The organism is Rhizobacter sp., from assembly GCF_031412075.1.
Lineage (GTDB): Bacteria > Pseudomonadota > Gammaproteobacteria > Burkholderiales > Burkholderiaceae_C > Rhizobacter.
On the sequence record NZ_JANOCG010000672.1, the window covers coordinates 1 to 18,268 of the forward strand.

18 protein-coding genes are annotated in these 18,268 nt (G+C 66.6%); 6 read left to right on the top strand and 12 right to left on the bottom strand.

Annotated features, from left to right (window positions below; all coding sequences use genetic code 11):
- The 9 genes from RMO40_RS24915 to lysA all read right to left on the bottom strand — a co-directional run.
- The coding region (locus tag RMO40_RS24915; RefSeq protein WP_489660242.1) for a histidine kinase at nucleotides 1-533 on the bottom strand (533 nt) is incomplete at its 3' end.
- 94 nt (nucleotides 534-627) lie between these two features.
- Nucleotides 628-1,596, bottom strand: a complete 969-nt coding sequence (gene corA, locus RMO40_RS24920) for a magnesium/cobalt transporter CorA (protein WP_309726570.1) — start codon at nucleotides 1,594-1,596, stop codon at nucleotides 628-630.
- A gap of 45 nt (nucleotides 1,597-1,641) precedes the next feature.
- A complete protein-coding gene (kdpC, locus tag RMO40_RS24925; RefSeq protein ID WP_309726572.1) occupies nucleotides 1,642-2,220 on the bottom strand; it encodes a potassium-transporting ATPase subunit KdpC in 579 nt (192 codons plus the stop codon).
- 12 nt (nucleotides 2,221-2,232) lie between these two features.
- Nucleotides 2,233-4,314, bottom strand: a complete 2,082-nt coding sequence (kdpB, locus tag RMO40_RS24930; protein WP_309726574.1) for a potassium-transporting ATPase subunit KdpB — start codon at nucleotides 4,312-4,314, stop codon at nucleotides 2,233-2,235.
- Nucleotides 4,315-4,316: 2 nt separating this feature from the next.
- On the bottom strand, nucleotides 4,317-6,020 hold the full coding sequence (gene kdpA, locus RMO40_RS24935) for a potassium-transporting ATPase subunit KdpA (RefSeq protein ID WP_309726577.1): 1,704 nt from the start codon (nucleotides 6,018-6,020) through the stop codon (nucleotides 4,317-4,319).
- Nucleotides 6,017-6,109: a K(+)-transporting ATPase subunit F gene (kdpF, locus tag RMO40_RS24940; protein WP_309726579.1), complete on the bottom strand. Its 93-nt coding sequence runs from the start codon at nucleotides 6,107-6,109 to the stop codon at nucleotides 6,017-6,019. The genes kdpA and kdpF overlap by 4 nt, the downstream gene beginning before the upstream one ends.
- Nucleotides 6,110-6,298: 189 nt before the next feature.
- Nucleotides 6,299-7,312 carry a hypothetical protein gene (locus tag RMO40_RS24945; RefSeq protein ID WP_309726582.1) on the bottom strand — a complete coding sequence of 338 codons (1,014 nt, stop codon included), beginning with the start codon at nucleotides 7,310-7,312 and terminating at the stop codon, nucleotides 6,299-6,301.
- A 95-nt stretch (nucleotides 7,313-7,407) separates the two neighbouring features.
- Nucleotides 7,408-9,165 carry an alkaline phosphatase D family protein gene (locus tag RMO40_RS24950; protein WP_309726584.1) on the bottom strand — a complete coding sequence of 586 codons (1,758 nt, stop codon included), beginning with the start codon at nucleotides 9,163-9,165 and terminating at the stop codon, nucleotides 7,408-7,410.
- 80 nt (nucleotides 9,166-9,245) lie between these two features.
- On the bottom strand, nucleotides 9,246-10,469 hold the full coding sequence (lysA, locus tag RMO40_RS24955; RefSeq protein WP_309726586.1) for a diaminopimelate decarboxylase: 1,224 nt from the start codon (nucleotides 10,467-10,469) through the stop codon (nucleotides 9,246-9,248).
- Between the two features lie 81 nt (nucleotides 10,470-10,550).
- On the opposite strand from lysA, the gene RMO40_RS24960 reads away from it, so the two are divergent.
- The 4 genes from RMO40_RS24960 to RMO40_RS24975 all read left to right on the top strand — a co-directional run bounded on the left by RMO40_RS24960 (nucleotide 10,551) and on the right by RMO40_RS24975 (nucleotide 14,945).
- A complete protein-coding gene (locus RMO40_RS24960) occupies nucleotides 10,551-11,477 on the top strand; it encodes a LysR family transcriptional regulator (RefSeq protein WP_309726588.1) in 927 nt (308 codons plus the stop codon).
- 156 nt (nucleotides 11,478-11,633) lie between these two features.
- Nucleotides 11,634-12,374, top strand: a complete 741-nt coding sequence (locus RMO40_RS24965; protein ID WP_309726590.1) for a hypothetical protein — start codon at nucleotides 11,634-11,636, stop codon at nucleotides 12,372-12,374.
- 129 nt (nucleotides 12,375-12,503) lie between these two features.
- On the top strand, nucleotides 12,504-12,854 hold the full coding sequence (locus RMO40_RS24970; RefSeq protein WP_309726593.1) for a PspC domain-containing protein: 351 nt from the start codon (nucleotides 12,504-12,506) through the stop codon (nucleotides 12,852-12,854).
- Between the two features lie 63 nt (nucleotides 12,855-12,917).
- Nucleotides 12,918-14,945, top strand: coding sequence for an alpha/beta fold hydrolase (locus RMO40_RS24975; protein WP_309726595.1), 2,028 nt, complete (start codon nucleotides 12,918-12,920; stop codon nucleotides 14,943-14,945).
- Nucleotides 14,946-14,961: 16 nt separating this feature from the next.
- Here RMO40_RS24975 and ureG read toward each other — a convergent pair whose 3' ends face one another.
- From ureG to ureE, 3 genes are read right to left on the bottom strand one after another with little or no spacing between them, the layout of a single operon-like run.
- The gene (ureG, locus tag RMO40_RS24980) at nucleotides 14,962-15,612 is read right to left on the bottom strand and encodes an urease accessory protein UreG (RefSeq protein WP_309726597.1); all 651 of its coding nucleotides are present in this window, start codon (nucleotides 15,610-15,612) and stop codon (nucleotides 14,962-14,964) included.
- On the bottom strand, nucleotides 15,609-16,340 hold the full coding sequence (locus RMO40_RS24985; RefSeq protein ID WP_309726598.1) for an urease accessory UreF family protein: 732 nt from the start codon (nucleotides 16,338-16,340) through the stop codon (nucleotides 15,609-15,611). Before RMO40_RS24985 ends, ureG begins: the two co-directional genes overlap by 4 nt.
- On the bottom strand, nucleotides 16,340-16,933 hold the full coding sequence (gene ureE, locus RMO40_RS24990; RefSeq protein ID WP_309726600.1) for an urease accessory protein UreE: 594 nt from the start codon (nucleotides 16,931-16,933) through the stop codon (nucleotides 16,340-16,342). The genes RMO40_RS24985 and ureE overlap by 1 nt, the downstream gene beginning before the upstream one ends.
- Before the next feature lie 99 nt (nucleotides 16,934-17,032).
- Here ureE and RMO40_RS24995 point away from each other — a divergent pair, with 99 nt between their 5' ends.
- Nucleotides 17,033-17,617, top strand: a complete 585-nt coding sequence (locus RMO40_RS24995; protein WP_309726602.1) for a hypothetical protein — start codon at nucleotides 17,033-17,035, stop codon at nucleotides 17,615-17,617.
- Nucleotides 17,618-17,727: 110 nt separating this feature from the next.
- On the top strand, nucleotides 17,728-18,268 hold a 541-nt coding region (locus RMO40_RS25000; protein WP_309726604.1), incomplete at its 3' end, for an ABC transporter substrate-binding protein.

Below are 18,268 nucleotides of genomic sequence, written 5' to 3' on the forward strand. Positions count from 1 at the left end.
GCCAGCGCGCCGTCGAGGTCGAACTCGGCCAGGCGCTTGCCACGGTAGTCGATCTGCGCCGCGGGCAGCACCGGCACACCTTCGAGCAAGGCCAGCGTCTCGCGGCGGCCATGCGTCTCGACGATGCCGGCGCCGAGCAGCTCGTCGACGTCTTGCCAACGCTTGGGGTGGCGCGAGCCGGCCACGTTGGAGTGCGCCAGCTCGTCGACCAGGATCAGCTGCGGCTTGCGCGCCAGCGCGCCATCGAGGTCGAACTCACGCAAGCTGCGCTCGCGGTAGCTCACTTCCTTGAGCGGCAGGCGCTCCAGGCCGCTCACAAGGGCTTCGGTCTCGGCGCGGCCGTGGGTTTCGATCACGCCGATCACCACATCGGCCCCTTGCGCCTGCAACGCGCGCGCCGCCGACAGCATGGCGTAGGTCTTGCCCACACCGGCCGAGGCGCCGAAGAAGATCTTCAGCTTGCCGCGCTGTGCCAGGGCTTCTTCTTCCTTCAGGCGCGCGAGCAGTTGGTCGGGGTCGGGGCGCTGGGTCATTGGAGCCCCTCGTGAAACGGGTACGTTTCCCGATCGCCCAAGGGGATGCGGGCCGGCTTGGGGCGGCCCGGCGCTCGACCCGCTCGCGTCACCGTCACAGCCACCCCATGCGCCTCAGGCGCCAATACATCAAACCGCATGCCGTGGCGATCAGCCCGAGCGCGGCGGGGTAGGCGTAGCGCATCTTCAGCTCGGGCATGTGCTCGAAGTTCATGCCCCAGATGCCCGCAAACGCCGTGGCCACCGCAAAGATGCCGGCCCAGGCCGCCAGGCGCTTGGTGGTTTCGGACTCTTCGATGGTCACCATCGCCAGGTTGACCTGGATGGCGGTGCCGATGGTGTCGCGCAGGGTGTCGAGCGTGGCGTTGATGCGCAGCAGGTGGTCATACACATCGCGGAAGTACTCGCGGCTGCCTTCGCACACCGCCGGCACGCGGCCGCTCCACAGCTTGGCGGCCGAATCGAGCAGCGGTGTGACCGCGTGCTTGACGACCATGATGCGCCGCTTCAGGCTGTACAGGTGCTCGATGTTCGGCCGCGCCGCGCCGCGCTCGAAGATCTGCTCTTCGATGCCTTCGAGCTCGGTCTCCATCGCGTCGATGATGGGGAAGTAGCGGTCCACCACCGAGTCCATCAACGCATAGAGCACAAAGCCCGCGCCGTGGCGCAGCAGGTGCGGCTCGCGCTCGGCGCGCTCGCGCACCCCCAGCAGGCTGTGCTGGCTGCGGTTGCGCACCGAGAGCACGAAGTTGTGCCCGACGAAGACGTTGACCTCGCCGACATGCAAGTCGTCGACGGCGTTCAACTCCACCGAGTGCATCACGACGAAGAGGGTGTCGTCGTACTCCTCGACCTTGGGCCGCTGGTGGCCGTGGCGCGCGTCTTCCACCGCCAGGTCGTGCAGCCCGAACTCGTGCTGCATGGTGACCAGCTCGTCGTCGGTGGCGTCGCGCAGCGCCACCCAGACAAAACAATCCGGGCGGCAGACGTAATCGCTGATGTCGTTGACATCGATGTCGGCGAGTTTTTTGCCCTCTTGATAGGCAACACAGTTGATCAGCATGGGTGGGCCTCGGAAAAATTAGCTTGCCCCATTCTTGCGCTGATTTCAGCGGCCACTCATCTGATCCAGCGCGAGGTTGAGTGCCAGCACGTTGACGCGCTGCTCACCCAGGATGCCCAGCACGCGGCCTTCGGTGTGGCGCTCGACCATCGCGCGCACCGCCTCGGGTGCGACACCGCGCACACGCGCCACGCGGGCCAGCTGGTAGTGGGCACCGGCCACGCTGACGTGCGGGTCGAGGCCGCTGGCCGAAGTGGTGACGAGGTCGACAGGCACCGTGGAAGCGTTGCTGGGGTCGGCTGCCCTCAGTGCTTCGATGCGGCCTTTCACGGCATCCACCAAGGCCGGGTTCAAGGGCCCCAGGTTGGAGCCGCTGGAGCCGCTGGCGTTGTAGGGGCTCGGCCCGGTGGCCGAGGGGCGGCCCCAGAAGTACTTGGGGTCGCTGAAGCTCTGGCCGATCAGCGTGGAGCCGATCAATTGGCCGTCTTTCACGACCAGGCTGCCCTCGGCCTGCGCGGGGAAGGCGAGCTTGGCCGCGCCGGTCACGAGCAGGGGGTAGGCCACGCCGGTGACGAGCGTCAGCACTACGAACAGGCTCACGGCCGGGCGAATCAATGTTTTCATGCAGTTCTCCAGTTAGACGAGGCCGCTGGCGACCAGCACCAGGTCGATCAGCTTGATGCCGATGAAGGGCACGAGCACACCGCCCAGGCCATACACCGCCAGGTTGCGGCGCAACAGCGTGGCCGCACCGATGGGCCGGTACTTCACGCCTTTGAGCGCCAGCGGGATCAGGAAGATGATGATCAGCGCGTTGAAGATCACCGCCGACAGGATGGCCGACGACGGGCTGCCGAGCTGCATCACGTTGAGTGCGCCGAGCTGCGGGTAGGTGGTGACAAACGCCGCCGGGATGATGGCGAAATACTTCGCAATGTCGTTGGCGATGCTGAAGGTGGTGAGCGAGCCGCGCGTCATCAGCATCTGCTTGCCGGTCTCCACCACCTCGATCAGCTTGGTCGGGTTGCTGTCGAGGTCGACCATGTTGCCGGCTTCTTTCGCCGCCTGCGTGCCCGAGTTCATGGCCACGGCCACGTCGGCCTGGGCCAGCGCGGGCGCGTCGTTGGTGCCGTCGCCCGTCATGGCCACGAGCTTGCCTTCGGCCTGGTACTGGCGGATCAGCGCGAGCTTCTGCTCCGGCGTGGCTTCGGCGAGGAAGTCGTCGACACCCGCTTCGGCCGCGATGGCAGCAGCCGTGAGCCGGTTGTCGCCGGTCACCATCACCGTCTTGATGCCCATGCGGCGCAGCTCGGCAAAACGCTCCTTGATGCCGCCCTTGACGATGTCTTTCAGCTCGATCACGCCCAGCACCTGGGTGCCATCGGCCACCACCAGCGGCGTGCTGCCGCGGCGCGAGACGTCGTCGACCGTCGCGGTCAACGCGGCTGGGAAGCTGCCACCGAGCGCCTCGATGTGCTTGCGCACCGAATCGGCGGCACCCTTGCGCACCTGGCGCACGCCGCCTGTCAAACCCGGCAGGTCGACGCCGCTCATGCGCGTCTGCGCCGAGAAGTGAACGAACTGGCCGTTCAGCGACTGCAGGTCGCGCTCGCGCAATTTGAACTTCTGCTTGGCCAGCACGACGATGCTGCGGCCTTCGGGCGTCTCGTCGGCCAGCGAGGCCAGCTGCGCTGCATCGGCCAGCGCACTCTCGCTCACGCCGGGTGCGGGCAGGAAGGTCGAGGCTTGCCGATTGCCCAGGGTGATGGTGCCGGTCTTGTCGAGCAGCAGCACGTCGACGTCGCCCGCGGCCTCGACCGCACGGCCCGAAGTAGCGATCACGTTGGCCTGCATCATGCGGCTCATGCCGGCCACGCCGATGGCCGAGAGCAGGCCGGCGATGGTGGTCGGGATCAGGCACACCAACAGCGCGATCAGCACGGTGACGGTGATCGGCGAGCCCGCACCCGCCACCTGCACGCTGAACAGCGAGAAGGGCAGCAGCGTGACCGTGACGACCAGGAACACGATCGTCAGCGCCACCAGCAGGATCGTCAGCGCGATCTCGTTGGGCGTCTTTTGCCGCTTGGCGTTTTCGACCATCGCGATCATGCGGTCGACGAAGGTCTCGCCCGGGTTGACGGTGTCGCGCACGACGATCCAGTCCGACAGCACGCGGGTGCCGCCGGTCACGGCCGAGAAGTCGCCGCCCGATTCGCGGATGACAGGCGCCGATTCGCCGGTGATGGCGCTCTCGTCCACCGAGGCCACCCCTTCGATCACCTCGCCGTCGGCCGGCATGGTGTCGCCGGCCAGCACCAGCACGGTGTCGCCCTTGCGCAGGTTTTGCGACTCCATCGGGTGCCATTTCGCACCGTACTTCGGCTCCTCCATCTTCTTGGCCCAGGTCTCCTTCTTCAGGCCGCGCAGCGAGGCGGCCTGCGCCTTGCTGCGGCCTTCAGCCATGGCCTCGGCGAAGTTGGCGAAGAGCACGGTGAACCACAGCCACAGCGTGATGGCGAGGATGAAGCCCGCCGGAGCCTCACCTTTGCCGCCGACGGCCTGTGCACAGAGCACCGTGGTGATGATGCTGCCGACGTAGACGACAAACATCACGGGGTTGCGCCACTGCACGCGCGGGTCGAGTTTCTTGAACGATTCAACGACAGCGGGCTTCACCAGCGCCGGGTCGAAGAGGGTGAATGTTTTGCGAGTCATGTTCACTTCCAAAGAACAAGGTGTTCAACGATCGGGCCGAGGGCAAGTGCCGGCACGTAGTTGAGCAAGCCGATGAGCAGCACCACACCCACCAGCAGGGCCACGAACAGCGCGCCGTGCGTCGGCATGGTTCCGCCGGTGACGGCAATGCGCTTCTTGGCCGCCAGCGAGCCGGCGATCGCCAGCACCGGCACGATCACGCCGAAACGGCCTAACCACATCGCGATGCCCAGCAGCGTGTTGTAGAAGGGTGTGTTGGCCGACAGGCCGGCAAAGGCGCTGCCGTTGTTGTTGGCGGCCGAAGTCAGCGCGTAGAGGATCTCCGAGAAACCATGTGCGCCCGGGTTGGCAATGCCGGCGCGGCCCGCCTCGCTCATCACCGCGATGGCCGTGCCCAGCAAGACCAGCAGTGGCGTCACGAGGATGGCGATCGAGCTCATCTTCATCTCGTGGGCCTCGATCTTCTTGCCCAGGTACTCGGGCGTGCGGCCGATCATCAAGCCGGCGATGAAGACTGCCAGGATGGCGAACACCAGCATGCCGTACAGGCCCGTGCCGGTGCCGCCGAACACCACCTCGCCGAGCTGCATGTTGACCAGCGGCACCATGCCACCCAGCGGCGTGAACGAGTCGTGCATCGCGTTCACCGCGCCGCATGACGCGGCGGTGGTGATGGTGGCGAAGAGGCCTGAGGCGGCGATGCCGAAGCGCGTTTCCTTGCCTTCCATGTTGCCGCCCGGTTGGGTGGCGCTCACGGTCTGGTCGACGCCGAGTGCGGCGAACTGCGGGTTGCCTTGTTGCTCGAACGTCATGGCCGCGAAGGCACCGGCGATGAAGAGCACGAACATCGCGACAAAGATGGTCCAGCCCTGGCGCTGGTCTTGCACCATGCGCCCGAAGGTGAAGCACAGGCCGGCCGGGATCAGGAAGATCAGCAGCATCTGCACAAAGTTGGAGAGCGCTGTAGGGTTCTCGAACGGGTGCGCCGAGTTGGCGTTGAAGAAACCACCGCCGTTGGTGCCGAGCATCTTGATGGCCTCTTGCGAGGCCACCGGGCCCATGGCGAGGGTCTGGCGTGCGCCTTCCAGCGTGGCAACGTCCTGGTAGGCGTCGAAATTCTGGATCACGCCTTGCTGCACGAAGAACAGCGCGGCGACAAAGGCGATCGGCAACAGGATCCACAGCGTGACGCGTGTGAGGTCGACCCAGGCGTTGCCGATGCCCTGCGCCGAGTGGCGCGCAAAGCCGCGAATCAGCGCGATCACCACCACGATGCCGGTGGCCGACGACAGGAAGTTCTGCACCGCCAGGCCCAGCATCTGGGTCAGGTAGCTCATGGTCTGCTCGCCGCTGTAGCCTTGCCAGTTGGTGTTGGTGGCGAAGCTGATGGCGGTGTTGAACGACGAGTGGGGTGACACGTTGCCCAGGGCCTGCGGGTTCAGCGGCAACCCCAGTTGCAACCGCTGCAGCGCATAGACCGCGAGCACGCCCAGCAGGTTGAACAGCAGGATGGCGAGCGCGTACTGGAGCCAGCCCATCTCGGCATCGGACTTGATGCCGCACAGGCGGTAAAGGCCCCCCTCGACGCGGTTGGCAAAGCGCAGGCGCCCCTCCATCACATGGGCGATGTAGCGGCCCACGGGAATGGCCAGCAGCAGGAGCACGGCGCTGTAGGCCGCCAGCAAAAGCCAGGCTTGGGAGGTCATGAAAAATCCTCCGGCCGCAACAAGGCGGCCACGAGGTAGACCAGCAAGCCGACCGAGACGACGGCTCCGAGGATGTAGAGCCCGCTCATTGCGTGGGCCCTCCCAGCTTGCCGCAACCGGCGGCCATGCCGACCATCAGCAGCCAGAACGCGGCGGCAAGCGCCAGATACACGATGTCCATCGAAAGCTCCATCAGAGAGATGAAGCGATCGTAGAAATCAGCGCATCAAGATGTCGGCAAATTCAGGGGTGCCGGCATCAAAACGGTATCAACGAGCTCAGTTCGACGGGTGCTCGCTGTTGCCGGTGGCGCCGGGCGTGAGCTCGGTCAGGCCGGTGCCGTTGGGACGGATGCTGAAGACGCGGAAGCGGTAGCCATCGGCCGGCACCATGCGGTGGAAGAAGATGGTCTGGCTGTCCAGGCTCCAGGCGGGCTTGCTGTTGATGTTGCCGTCATCGATCAGGTAGTTCGCCGCTTGTCCGATGGTGGCGATGCGGATCGCCCAGCGACCCAAGCGTGTGCTCGTTCCCGGGATGAGATTGGCGCTGGGGTCCACATTGACCAACCAGGCGATCCGGGTGCCATCGGGTGAGTAGTAGGCGTCGTAGTCGGCCAGGTTGTCGTTGGTGATCTGCGTGGCGGCAGCCAGCGGCGTGGCGGGCATCGCGTAGATCTCGTAGTTCGCAGGCTGGCACACGGCGGCCGATGCGCAGCCGTTGAACAGCAACTGCTGGCCATTGGGTGACCACGACACATCGGTGTTGACACCGCCACGGTTGGTGTATTGCACCGGGTTCTTGCCGTTGGCATTGGTGACGAAGATTTCGAACGCCGATCCCACCGTGCCAAACATCGCGATCTTGGTGCCATCGGGCGACCACTCGCCATGGCCTTGCGCCAGCCAGCCATCTTCGCCATCGGCGCGCAGCTGCGTTTGGCCTGTGCCATCGGCGTTCATCACCCAGAGGCTCGCGTTGAAATAGTTTTCGGGGTCGCCCGCCGGCGAGCGGTAGAACAAGATCTTGGTGCGGTCGGGCGACGCGCGTGGCCACCAGTTTTCGTACGCTGCGTTGGTGGTCAGCCGAGTGACGCAGCTGCCATCGGTGCGCATCACATAGATCTCGTGCCGGCTGTTTGCCCGATCGGAGTCGAATAGCAACTGGTTCGTGCCCAGCGTGGGCACGGTGCCTGAGCTGAAGCCCGAGCACTGCGGGCCCGTCGGCGGGTCATCAGACTTGCCCCCACATCCGGCAAGCAGGGCGAACAACATGAGGGCGATCAGCGTGCGCATCGTGCGGCTCCGGGAGTGGCGGATGGAAGGTCAACGCCACCCAGCAAAGTGGCGTTGACCGGTGCATTGTCGCCGTACGCTCCTGCAGTATTTGCTTACACCGCGGCGACGATGCGGCGGCCGCTGGTGCCCGGCAGGGTGTGCAGCGTCGGGCCTTGTGCGGTCTGGTAGCTGTGGCTGGTCACGGTGTCCACATAGGTCCATTGCGCTTGCAGGTCGTTGCGCGTGGCGGTGATCAGCATGAAGCCGCGCCGGCTCGTGTCGGTGTAGACCAACGGCCCGATGAGCTGCTGCAGTGCGCCGGCCAGAACCTGCGGGTTCTCGTTCGGGAAGATGCCCTCGAAGCCTGGCGAGCTCACCGACGGCGTGGCGAACTCCACGCCCACCGGGTTGCCTTGCAGGTCGGCCAGGTCGCTGGCCCAGGCGTTGTGCGTGTCGCCTGCGAGCACCACGAGGTTCTTGTCGAGGGCGCGTGCAGTGCCGAGCAAGGTTTCGCGGGCCACAGCGTAGCCGTCCCACGCGTCGAGGTTGTAGGGGATCGACGGCGCCTGAAGGATCGCGATCTCCTGCGGCGTGAGCGCTGCCGGGTTGGCCTGAGCCTTGGCGGCCAGCGCGGCGTAACCCGAGACGGTGATCTGTCCCAGCAACAACGGCGCGGGCACGTTCATGCGGCCCATCAGCACCTGTTGGCCGAGCACCTGCCACAGGGCCGTCGAGCGGGCCATCTGGTTGCCGAGCCAGGCGCTTTGTTCGCCGCCCAAGAGCTGGCGGGTCGGGTCGGCCAGGTCGGTGGCGAAGCGGGCGCCGTCGAAGCCGGTGGCGCCCACGTAGTCGGTCAGCTCGAGCTGGCGGTCGCGGCCGATGATGCGGGTGTCGAGCATGTGCAGCGATACCAGGTCGCCAAAGTCGAAGCTGCGGAAGATGCGCTCGGGCCGCTTGGCATCGGGCAGGCGGGTGGGCATCCACTCGTGGTAGGCCTGCAGCGCGGCGGCACGGCGCGTGGCCCACACGCCTTCGGTGGCCGGGTTGTGGTTTTCGGCGCCGTCGCGCCAGGCGTCGTTGGCGATTTCGTGGTCGTCCCACACGGCGATGAAGGGCAGGGCGGCGTGCACGGCCTGCAGGTCGGCGTCTTCGCGGTATTGCGCGTAGCGCTGGCGGTAGTCGGCCAGGGTCAGCAGCTCGCCGGCGGGTTCGCTCACGCGGCCCAGCTGTTCAGCGAGTGCCGAGGCGTAGCCGTCTTTGGCGTATTCATAGATGTAGTCGCCCAGGTGCAGGGCGGCGTCCACGCCTTCGAGTTTGGCGGCCGCGCCGTACACGTTGAAGTAGCCGGCGGGGTAGTTGGAGCAGGAGAACACCGCGAGCTTCACTTGCTCGACGCTGCCGCGCGGCAAGGTGCGCGTGCGACCCGTCGGCGAGGCCACGCCCATGCAGCGGAAGCGGAACCAGTAGGTGGTGCCGGCGCGCAGGCCGTCGGCGTCGATCTTCAGCGTGTAGTCGCGTTCGGCCAGTGCCTGCGCCGCGCCGCGCGCGACGATCTGGCGGAAGTTGCGGTCACGCGCCACTTCCCACACCAGCGGTACACGCTTCACCTGCACCAACTGCTTGTGCGCTTCGGCGCTGGACGAGGCTTCACGCTCCAGCTTGGCGATGGCGTCGAGCATGGCGGCGTCGGGGGTGACGCGGGTCCACAGCATCACGCGGTCTTGCAGCGGGTCGCCGCTGGCCACGCCGTGCAAGAAGTCGAACAGGCCGCCTTCGCAGCCCGACAGCACGGTGGCCGAGCCGACGGCGATCGTGCCGGCGGCCACGGTGCGGATGAAATCGCGGCGATTCGGGTGCGCGCTGGGGGTCATGTGGGTTCCTTCTGGGTGTGTGTGTCAAAACCACCCAGTGTTGCCACCCGCAATGACGCGCCCGTGACGGGCACCCCCGGCTACAAGCGCTCCAACGCCAGCAGTTCGTCCACGGTCTGGCGACGGCGGATCACGCGCACATCGCCCCCATCGACCAGCACCTCGGCGATGTGCGGCCGGGAGTTGTAGTTGGATGACATTGAGGCCCCGTAGGCGCCTGCATCGTGGAACACCAGCAGGTCGCCCACGCGCGCCTGCGGCAGCTCGCGCGTGAGCACCACGCCGCCTTCGCCTTGTGTGAACACATCGCCCGATTCACACAACGGCCCGGCCACCACGCTGGCCTGCAGCGGGCGCGGTGCGTCGTCGCACGGCAGCAGCTCGATCTTGTGGTAGCTGCCATACATCGACGGGCGCATCAGCTCGCTGAACCCGGCGTCAACCAGCACGAAGTGGTTTTGGCCCATCTGCTTGGTGGCGCGCACTTCGGCCACCAGCACGCCGGCCTCGGCCACCAGGTAGCGGCCGGGCTCGATCTCCAGATGGATCTTGCAGCCGCGCTGCTTCTCGATCTGCTGGCGTGCGGCGTCCCACAGGCTGAGATAGTGCGCGGTGTCGATGGTCGGCTCGCCGGTGCGATAGGGGATCGACAGGCCACCGCCGGCCGAGATGGCTTCGATGGGCATGTCAACGCGGCCCACCAGGTCGACCATGGCGGTGCAGACCTCCTTCAAGTGCGAGTAGTCGACACCCGAGCCGATGTGCATGTGCAAGCCCACGAGCTTGAGCCCATGTTGGCGAATGGCCGCCAGCGCGGCGGGCAGGTCGCTGTGCCAGATGCCGTGTTTGCTGTGCTCGCCGCCGGTGTTGGTTTTGTTGCTGTGGCCGTGACCAAAGCCAGGGTTGATGCGCAGCCACACCCGGTGGCCGGGTGAGAGGGCGCCCAGCTGGTGGAGCATGTCGATGGAACCGGCATTGACCGGGATCTGCGTGGCCACCACCTTGGCCAGCGTGGCGTGGTCGAACAGGTCGGCGGTGAAGACGATCTGATCGCCACCGGCCGTGTAGCCCGCTGCGAGGGCACGCTCGATCTCGCCCAGTGACACCGCGTCCACCCGCACGCCCTCTTGCCGCATCAAGCGCAGCAGGTGGGTGTTGGAGTTGGCCTTTTGTGCATAGCGGATGGTGTCGAACGCGCGCAGCGCGGCAATGCGTGCGCGGATGGTCGCGGCGTCATAGGCCCAGACGGGGGTGCCGTGGGTGTGCGCAATCTGGCGCAAGGTGGTGGGGGCGAAAGGGTTCATGGGTTGAATCGTGCGTGAATCTCGGCATTCTGAAAAGTATTGATTTGTCGTCTATTCATTCAGTATTGATATGCTTTGCCCATGAAGCTCACCCACCGCCAGGTCGAGGTTTTTCGCGCCGTGATGAACACCGGCAACGTGACCCAGGCCGCGCTCGCGCTGCACACCTCGCAGCCCACCGTGAGCCGCGAGCTGGCGCGCCTGGAGCAGGTGCTGCAGATGAACCTGTTCGACCGGGTGCGCGGCCGCCTGCGGCCTACCGCGCAGGCCCTGGCGCTGCTCGAAGAGGTGCAGCGCTCCTACCTGGGGCTGGAGCGCATCGCCGCGGCGGCCAGGTCGCTGCGGGAATTCACGCAGGGGCGACTGGCCATCGCCTGCCTGCCGGCGCTGGCCCATGGGCTGCTGCCACAGGCCACGCAGTTGTTCATGGCGGCGTACCCGCGCGTCGGGGTGTCGATCACGCCGCAAGAGTCGCCGCTGCTGGAGGAGTGGCTGACCGAGCAGCGTTTCGACCTCGGCTTGTGTGAGCGCATCCATGCGCCTGCGGCCACCTCGCTCAGTCTGCTGCTGGAGGCCGACGAAGTGTGTGTGCTGCCCGACGGCCACCCGCTGCTCGCCCGCCGGGTGCTGCGCCCCAAGGATTTCACGGGCCTGCCCTTCGTGAGCTTTGCGCCCACCGACCCCTATCGCCAACTGGTCGATGCCTTGTTTGAAGCGCAAGGCGTTCGTCGCCAGCTGGTGCTGGAGACGGCCAGCGCTGCTTCGGTGTGCGCGCTGGTGCGCCAGGGCCTGGGCCTGGGCATCGTCAACCCACTGACGGCGCTCGAGCTGGCGGGCACCGGGCTGCAGATCCGGCCGCTGTCGGTGTCGATCCCGTTCGCAGTGACGCTGGTGCTGCCGCAGCTGCGGCCGGCGAGCCCGTTGCGCGACGCCTTCGTCGGCTGCCTGCGGGAGGCCGCTGTTGCCCTGCAGTCGCGCTTGGCGGCGCTGTCGAAGCCACCGCGTTGAAATGTAGCCCCCACGCCCACTTCGTTCGCTGCCAGCCGAAGAGGCGGCTCGGTGGCTTCGGGCGGCCGGGCGCCGCCGAGATGTTTCAGTTGCATCAATTGCGTCAAACCCGATCGATTGCCGGTAATAAGTCACGAATCTGGCTAGCATCCGGCCATGCGGGACTTCGACTCCACCCTCTGGCGCATCAGCGCCTTCGAGCGCGCACGCGCAGCGGGTGAAGCCTCGCCCGGGGTGGGCTTCGACCGCCCCACGCTGCTTCCGACCACCCTGATGGCCGACCTGCAGCGCCTGGAGGCCAACCCGGCCGCCAACGACGTGCTCGAGGTCATCGCCGCCTGCCTTCGCAACCGCGAGGCCGCATTGCTCTACCTCGCGCATGGGCCATACGTCTGGCCGGTCACCTTGTTTCCCACGCAGCAGATCTACCACTCGCCGGTCGACGTGTCCGACATCGCGGCCGAAACCTCGCTGGCCCGGCTGAAGCTGATCAGTGCCGAGCCTCCCGGCGTCATGCCACCCGGCCACCCCCGGCACGAGCGGGTGGCGGCCAGCGACAAGTACCGCCCGCTCCCGGCACTGCTGTGGGCGGTGGCACTCAATGGCCCGCGTGACAACGTCTTGGGCGAGATCGGCGGCAAGGCGGCGTATCGGCTGTCGGGCCGCATCGAAGACCTGCCCAGTGCGCTGGGCGCGCTGCAACCCGCCGCGATCCGCCTGCGCCAGGATTCGGCTTCGTTGCGAGACATTGCCGCCTGGCCCGGCATGAGCCCGCAGCGCGCGGCGCGCCTGCTGAATGCGCTGTACCTGACCGGCAGCCTGATGGTCACGCGCAGCCACCCCGCTGCGCGAGACGAGCCGGCGGGCTGGCGCGGGCTCTTCGGCCGGCGCAAGTAGCCCAGGTCGGCAGTGCGCTTCAGCGCCGGTCGCGCCGTCTTGTCGCACCCACCTGCAGCCTGTCGCAAGCCGCTGGCGTTGTGCCGCGCAATCGTTAACCTGAGGCCTTCAACTCTCGGGAGACGTGACATGAGCATGAGCGACGAACTGAACAAGCTGGCCGACCTGCATCAGCGCGGGGTGCTGTCCGACACCGAATTTGCGCAGGCCAAGGCACGTGTGCTGGCCTCCACACGATCCGAAGCGCCGGCCATGGCGGCCGTCAACGCCTTGCGCCGCAGCGCCGATGACCGCTGGCTCGGCGGTGTGTGCGGTGGCATCGCCAAGGTCACTGGCGTGGCCGCGTGGATCTGGCGCCTGGTGTTTGCTTCGCTGGTGCTGTGTGGTGGCACCGGGCTCTTCCTCTACCTGCTGCTGTGGATCCTGGTGCCGCTGGAGACGCGGCCCTTCAACGGCGCGACCCCGCAGCCCCAAGCTTGACACCCGCTTGCGGTACAACGGCAAGCCCCGCGGCGTGAGCCGCATGCCACTCACGAGGTGACCATGGTCCGATTCCTGATGTCGATGCTGGTGCTCGCGGGCTTGGCGGCTTGTGCCGTCACACCACCGGCCGAGCCGCCACCGCCCTTGATCGAGCGCGCCAAGTTCTTCGGCAACCCGACCAAGATCAACGGGCGCATCAGCCCCGACGGGCGCTGGTTGTCGTGGATCGCGCCACGCGACGGTGTGCTCAACGTGTGGGTCGCGCCGGTGGACAACCCGGCCCAGGCCAGGCCGCTGACGGCCGAGAAGCTGCGCCCCATCCGCAGCAGCTTCTGGTCGCCTGACTCGCGAATGCTGCTGTTCGTCAACGACAAGGGCGGCGACGAAAACTTCCTGCTCTACGGCGTCGACGTGGCCAGCGGTGAGCAGCGCAACTTCACGCCGTTCGAGAAGACGCGGGTGGAGGTGCTCAACATCAGCCGCAAGGTGAAAGACCGCATCCTGATTGGCGTCAACAACCGCGACCCACGCTGGCACGACGTCTACAGCCTGAACCTGCAGAGTGCCCAGCTCACCCTGGTGCAGCGCAACGAGGGCTACAGCGCCTTCGTGAGTGACGACGACCTGAAACTGCAGCTGGCCGAAAAGGCGCGCAACGATGGGGGTGTGAACTACCACCGCATTCGCGACGGCCTGATCGAGGCTGTGCCGCTCACCGGCGTCGACATGGAAGACACGCTGACCACCCGGCCGCAGGGCTTCACCGTCGATGGCAAGACCCTCTACTGGACCGACTCGCGCGGGCGCGATACCGCCGCACTCACTGCACAAGACGTGGCCACGGGCCAGAGCCGCGTCATCGCCCACGACCCGCGCGCTGACATTGGCAACGCGCTCTACGACCCCGCGACGGGCCGGGCACAGGCCTACCAGCTCGACTACCTGACCAGCGAGTACGTGCCGCTGGCCGACCCGGCGATGGCGGCCGACCTGCAGTACCTGAAGACCGCCACACGGGGCGAATTCGAGATCACCTCGCGCACCGATGCCGACGACAAGTGGCTGCTGGCCGTCGACCGCGTCACCGCGCCCATCTCGACCTGGCTCTACGAGCGTGGCTCCAAGCGCCTGACACAGCTTTTCGTGGCCCGGCCCGAGCTCGAAGGCGCGCCGCTGGTGCCGATGCACCCGCATGAGATCGGCTCGCGCGACGGACTCACCCTGGTGTCGTACCTCTCACTGCCCCAAGCCGCCGATCCGCAGGGCACCGGCAAGGCAATGCGCCCGGTGCCCATGGTCTTGTTCGTGCACGGCGGGCCGTGGGCGCGCGACACCTTCGGGTACCACAGCTACCACCAGTGGCTGGCCAACCGCGGTTATGCGGTGCTGTCGGTCAACTTCCGCGGCTCCACGGGCTTCGGCAAGAAGTTCATCTCGGCGGGCGACCTGCAATGGGGCCGCCAGATGCACGACGACCTGCTCGATGCGGTGGACTGGGCGGTGAAGAATGGCGTGACCACGCGAGACAAGGTGGCCATCATGGGCGGCTCTTACGGCGGCTACGCCACGCTGGCCGGCCTCGCGTTCACGCCGACGGCGTTTGCCTGCGGCGTCGACATCGTCGGGCCGTCGAACCTCTTCACCTTGTTGTCCACCGTGCCGCCCTATTGGGAATCCTTCAAGCAACAGTTCTACCGGCGCCTGGGCGACCCGACCACCGAAGCCGGCAAGGCCTTGCTGAAGGAGCGTTCACCCCTGAACTCCGCCGACAGGATCGTGCGCCCGCTGCTGATCGGCCAGGGCGCCAACGACCCGCGTGTCAACGTGGCCGAGTCCGACCAGATCGTGGCCGCGATGGCGGCGAAGAACATCCCGGTGACCTATGTGCTGTTCCCCGATGAGGGCCACGGTTTTGCGCGGCCGGTCAACAACATCGCCTTCAACGCGGTGACCGAAAACTTCCTGGCTTCGTGCCTGGGCGGGCGGGCCGAGCCGATCGGCAACACGCTGAAGGCGTCGACCGCGCAGGTGAAACACGGGGCCGAATTTGCGGCTGGGTTGAAGGCGGCGATCGAAGCGAAACAGTGACCGGGCGGGCCCGGCCTCAGGCCGCCTTGAGCATGCCCTTGGCCTCGATGAAGGCCACCACCTCGGCCAGGCCCGTGAGTGTTTTGAGGTTGCTCATCACGAAGGGCTTGGCACCGCGCATGCGTTGGGTGTCGGCTTCCATCACGTCGAGGTTGGCGCCCACGTAGGGTGCGAGGTCGGTCTTGTTGATGACGAACAGGTCGCTCTTGGTGATGCCGGGGCCGCCTTTGCGCGGGATCTTCTCGCCCGCGGCCACGTCGATCACGTAGATCGTCAGATCGCTCAGCTCGGGGCTGAAGGTCGCGGCCAGGTTGTCGCCGCCCGACTCGATGAACACGATGTCGGCGTTGGGAAATTTCTCCAGCATGCGGTCGACGGCTTCGAGGTTGATCGACGCGTCTTCGCGGATGGCGGTGTGTGGGCAGCCGCCGGTTTCCACGCCCATGATGCGATCGGCATCGAGTGCGCCGGCCACGGTCAGCAGGCGCTGGTCTTCCTTGGTGTAGATGTCGTTGGTGACGACCACCAGGTCGTACTGCTGGCGCATGCTCTTGCAGAGCATCTCGACCAGGGTGGTCTTGCCCGAGCCGACGGGGCCACCGACACCCACGCGCAGGGGGGGCAGTTTTTTGGTGCGGCCAGGGATGGTGTGCAAGGCAGTGGTCATGATCTGAAGAGCCTGGAGTATTGGGTTTCGTGTTGCGCCGAGAGGACGGCGAGCATGGGGGTGAAAGCCTGGCGCTCACTGTCCATCAGCCGCATCGCGTGGTCTACCGCACCGGGGACGGCGGCGCTCAGCTGCGACAGCACACGCTGCCCCGCGCTCTGGCCCAGGGGCACGGCCTTGAGCGCGGCTTGCATCATGTTTTCGGCCCAGCTGAAGGCGAGGCTGAGCATGCTTTCGCGCCAGGGCGCGCCGGTCTGGGCGGCGGCGAGGGCAAAGGCCACCGGCCAGGTGGGGGCAGGTTTCAAGCTGCCGAGCTGAGCCACACGCTCATCGATGGCTTTGTCGTCTGGCAGGCCGCGGTTCTTCAGCCACTCCACCAGTGAGCGGCCCATCTGCTCGGTCTGCAGCCGCATCTCGCTCGTTTCACGCGTGGTGGTGACCCAGGCGTTCAGCTCGGCGATGTGGGTGAAGTCCTTGCGTTGCCAGGCCTTGAACGCCTTGCTCGCCACCGCGAGCTCGCCACGTGCCAGGCCCAGGTGCAACTGGTCGAGCAGCCAGGCGGCCGTCTGCGCTTCGTTCGTGACCAGCCCCGCTTCGACGGCAGCCTCCAGGCCTTCGGAGTAGCTGAAGCCCCCCACCGGCAATGCGGGTGAGGCGAGCCACATCAGCTGCAGCAGCGAGCTGGCCGAGAGGGCTTCACTGGGCCGGGATGCAGGGCGGGAACGCATCAGTGGTCGTGATTGCAGCCGGGACCATGGACGTGGCCGTGCCCTTGATCATGGTCGTGGGCCTTCTTGGGCGCAGGCTCGTGCGGGTGAGCGTGATCGTGATCGTGGCCATGCTCATGGTGAGCGTGCCCCTGCCCACCCGCCGAGTACGCGCCGCCTTCCGGCTCGAACGGTGCCAGCTCTTCGGTGACGATCAGGTGCATCTGGCGCAGCATGTCGGCCAGCACGTGGTCGGGCTCCAGGTGCAGGTGCTCGGGTTGCACTTCGAGCTGCACGTGGCGGTTGCCCAGGTGGTAGGCGGCGCGCAGCAGGTTGAGCGGTGAGCCGTGCTCGGGGCAGGTGCGCACCACCAGCACCGGCTGCGGCGTGGCAATCACCTTCACCAGCGAGCCGTCTTCGGCCACCAGCACGTCACCACCGCGCACCGCAGTGCCTCGCGGCAAGAAGATGCCCAGCGTGCGGCCTTGCGAGTCTTCGGTGTCGAAGCGGCTTTTCTGGCGCGTGTCCCAGTCGAGCACCACCGTGGATGCGCGCTTGAGCAGGGCTGGCGCGAGGCCGTGGCCGTGGGAGATGAGCTTGTTGATGGTGAGCATGGTGGGGTGATGAAAACGGGAGCAGGCGCCAGTGTGACATCTGCCGTCGCGCTTGGCGTTCTAATACGGCCTGTTGCCAACGCCCCAAGAGGAATGAACATGCGTCGCCATCCCGTCACTTTTTTTGTCGCCACCTTGGTCTTGCCCCTGTTGCTGGTGGCTTGCTGGGTGGGTGAAGGCACTGTCGGTGGCACCGTCAGTGGCCTGCCGACCGGCGCCAACGTGGTCTTGCAGAACAACGGCACCGACAACCTGACGGTCAGCGCGAACGGCCGCTTCACGTTCTCCAAAGCGGTGGAGGGCGAAAAGACCTACGCAGTGACCGTGCTGACCGAGCCGGTGGGTGCCGACTGCACGGTGGTGGCCAATGGCAGCGGCACCATGGACGCGGACGGCACCAACGTGACCAACGTCGCCGTCACCTGTGTGGTCACTGCGTCACTGACGGGCACGGTGTCCGGCCTGCTTGCGGGCGGTACGGTGAGGCTCAGCAATGCCGGCGAGGTGCTGGCCGTGTCGGTCAACGGCGCGTTCGCGTTCGACGGCATCCTGCCCGCCACCACGGCCTACAACGTGACTTTGGCCCCCAACGGCAATCCGGCCGGCCAGACCTGCACCATCCAGGGAGGCAGCGGCACCATCGTCACGGGCACCCCGACCGCCGTCGTCGTGACCTGCACCTGAGCGCCTACGCGCGCCGCCACGGCGCTGAATTGACCTGCGATTGGTAATGCGAATCGTTCCTGTTACGATAGCGTGCCGCTGGTTGGCGGTTTCCTATCCAACAGGTCGACATGAAAACTTTTGCTCTCACCCTTGTGGCGGCGCTCGCCGGCGTTGGCTTCGGCGCGCAGGCCCAGGTGCTCAACCTCTACACCGCCCGCCATTACCAGACCGACGAAGCGCTGTACGCCAACTTCACCAAAGAGACTGGCATCAAGATCAACCGCATCGAGGGCAAGGAAGACGAGCTGCTCGAGCGCATCAAGAACGAAGGCGCCAGCAGCCCGGCCGATGTGTTCATCACCGTCGACGCGTCACGCCTGGAGATTGCCGACAAGGCCGGCATCTTCCAGCCGGCGCAATCGAAGGCGCTCGAAGCGCGCGTGCCCGCCCATCTGCGCACGCCGAACTGGCTGGCGTTTTCCACCCGGGCGCGGGTGATCGTCTACAACGCCCAGGCCATCAAGGCCGAGTGGGTGCAGTCGTATGAAGACCTGGCCAACCCGCGCCTGAAGGGCCAGCTGTGTGTGCGCTCGGGTTCACACCCGTACAACCTCTCCCTGGGTGCGGCGCTTCTGACCCACGAAGGCGAAGCCAAGACCGAAGCCTGGG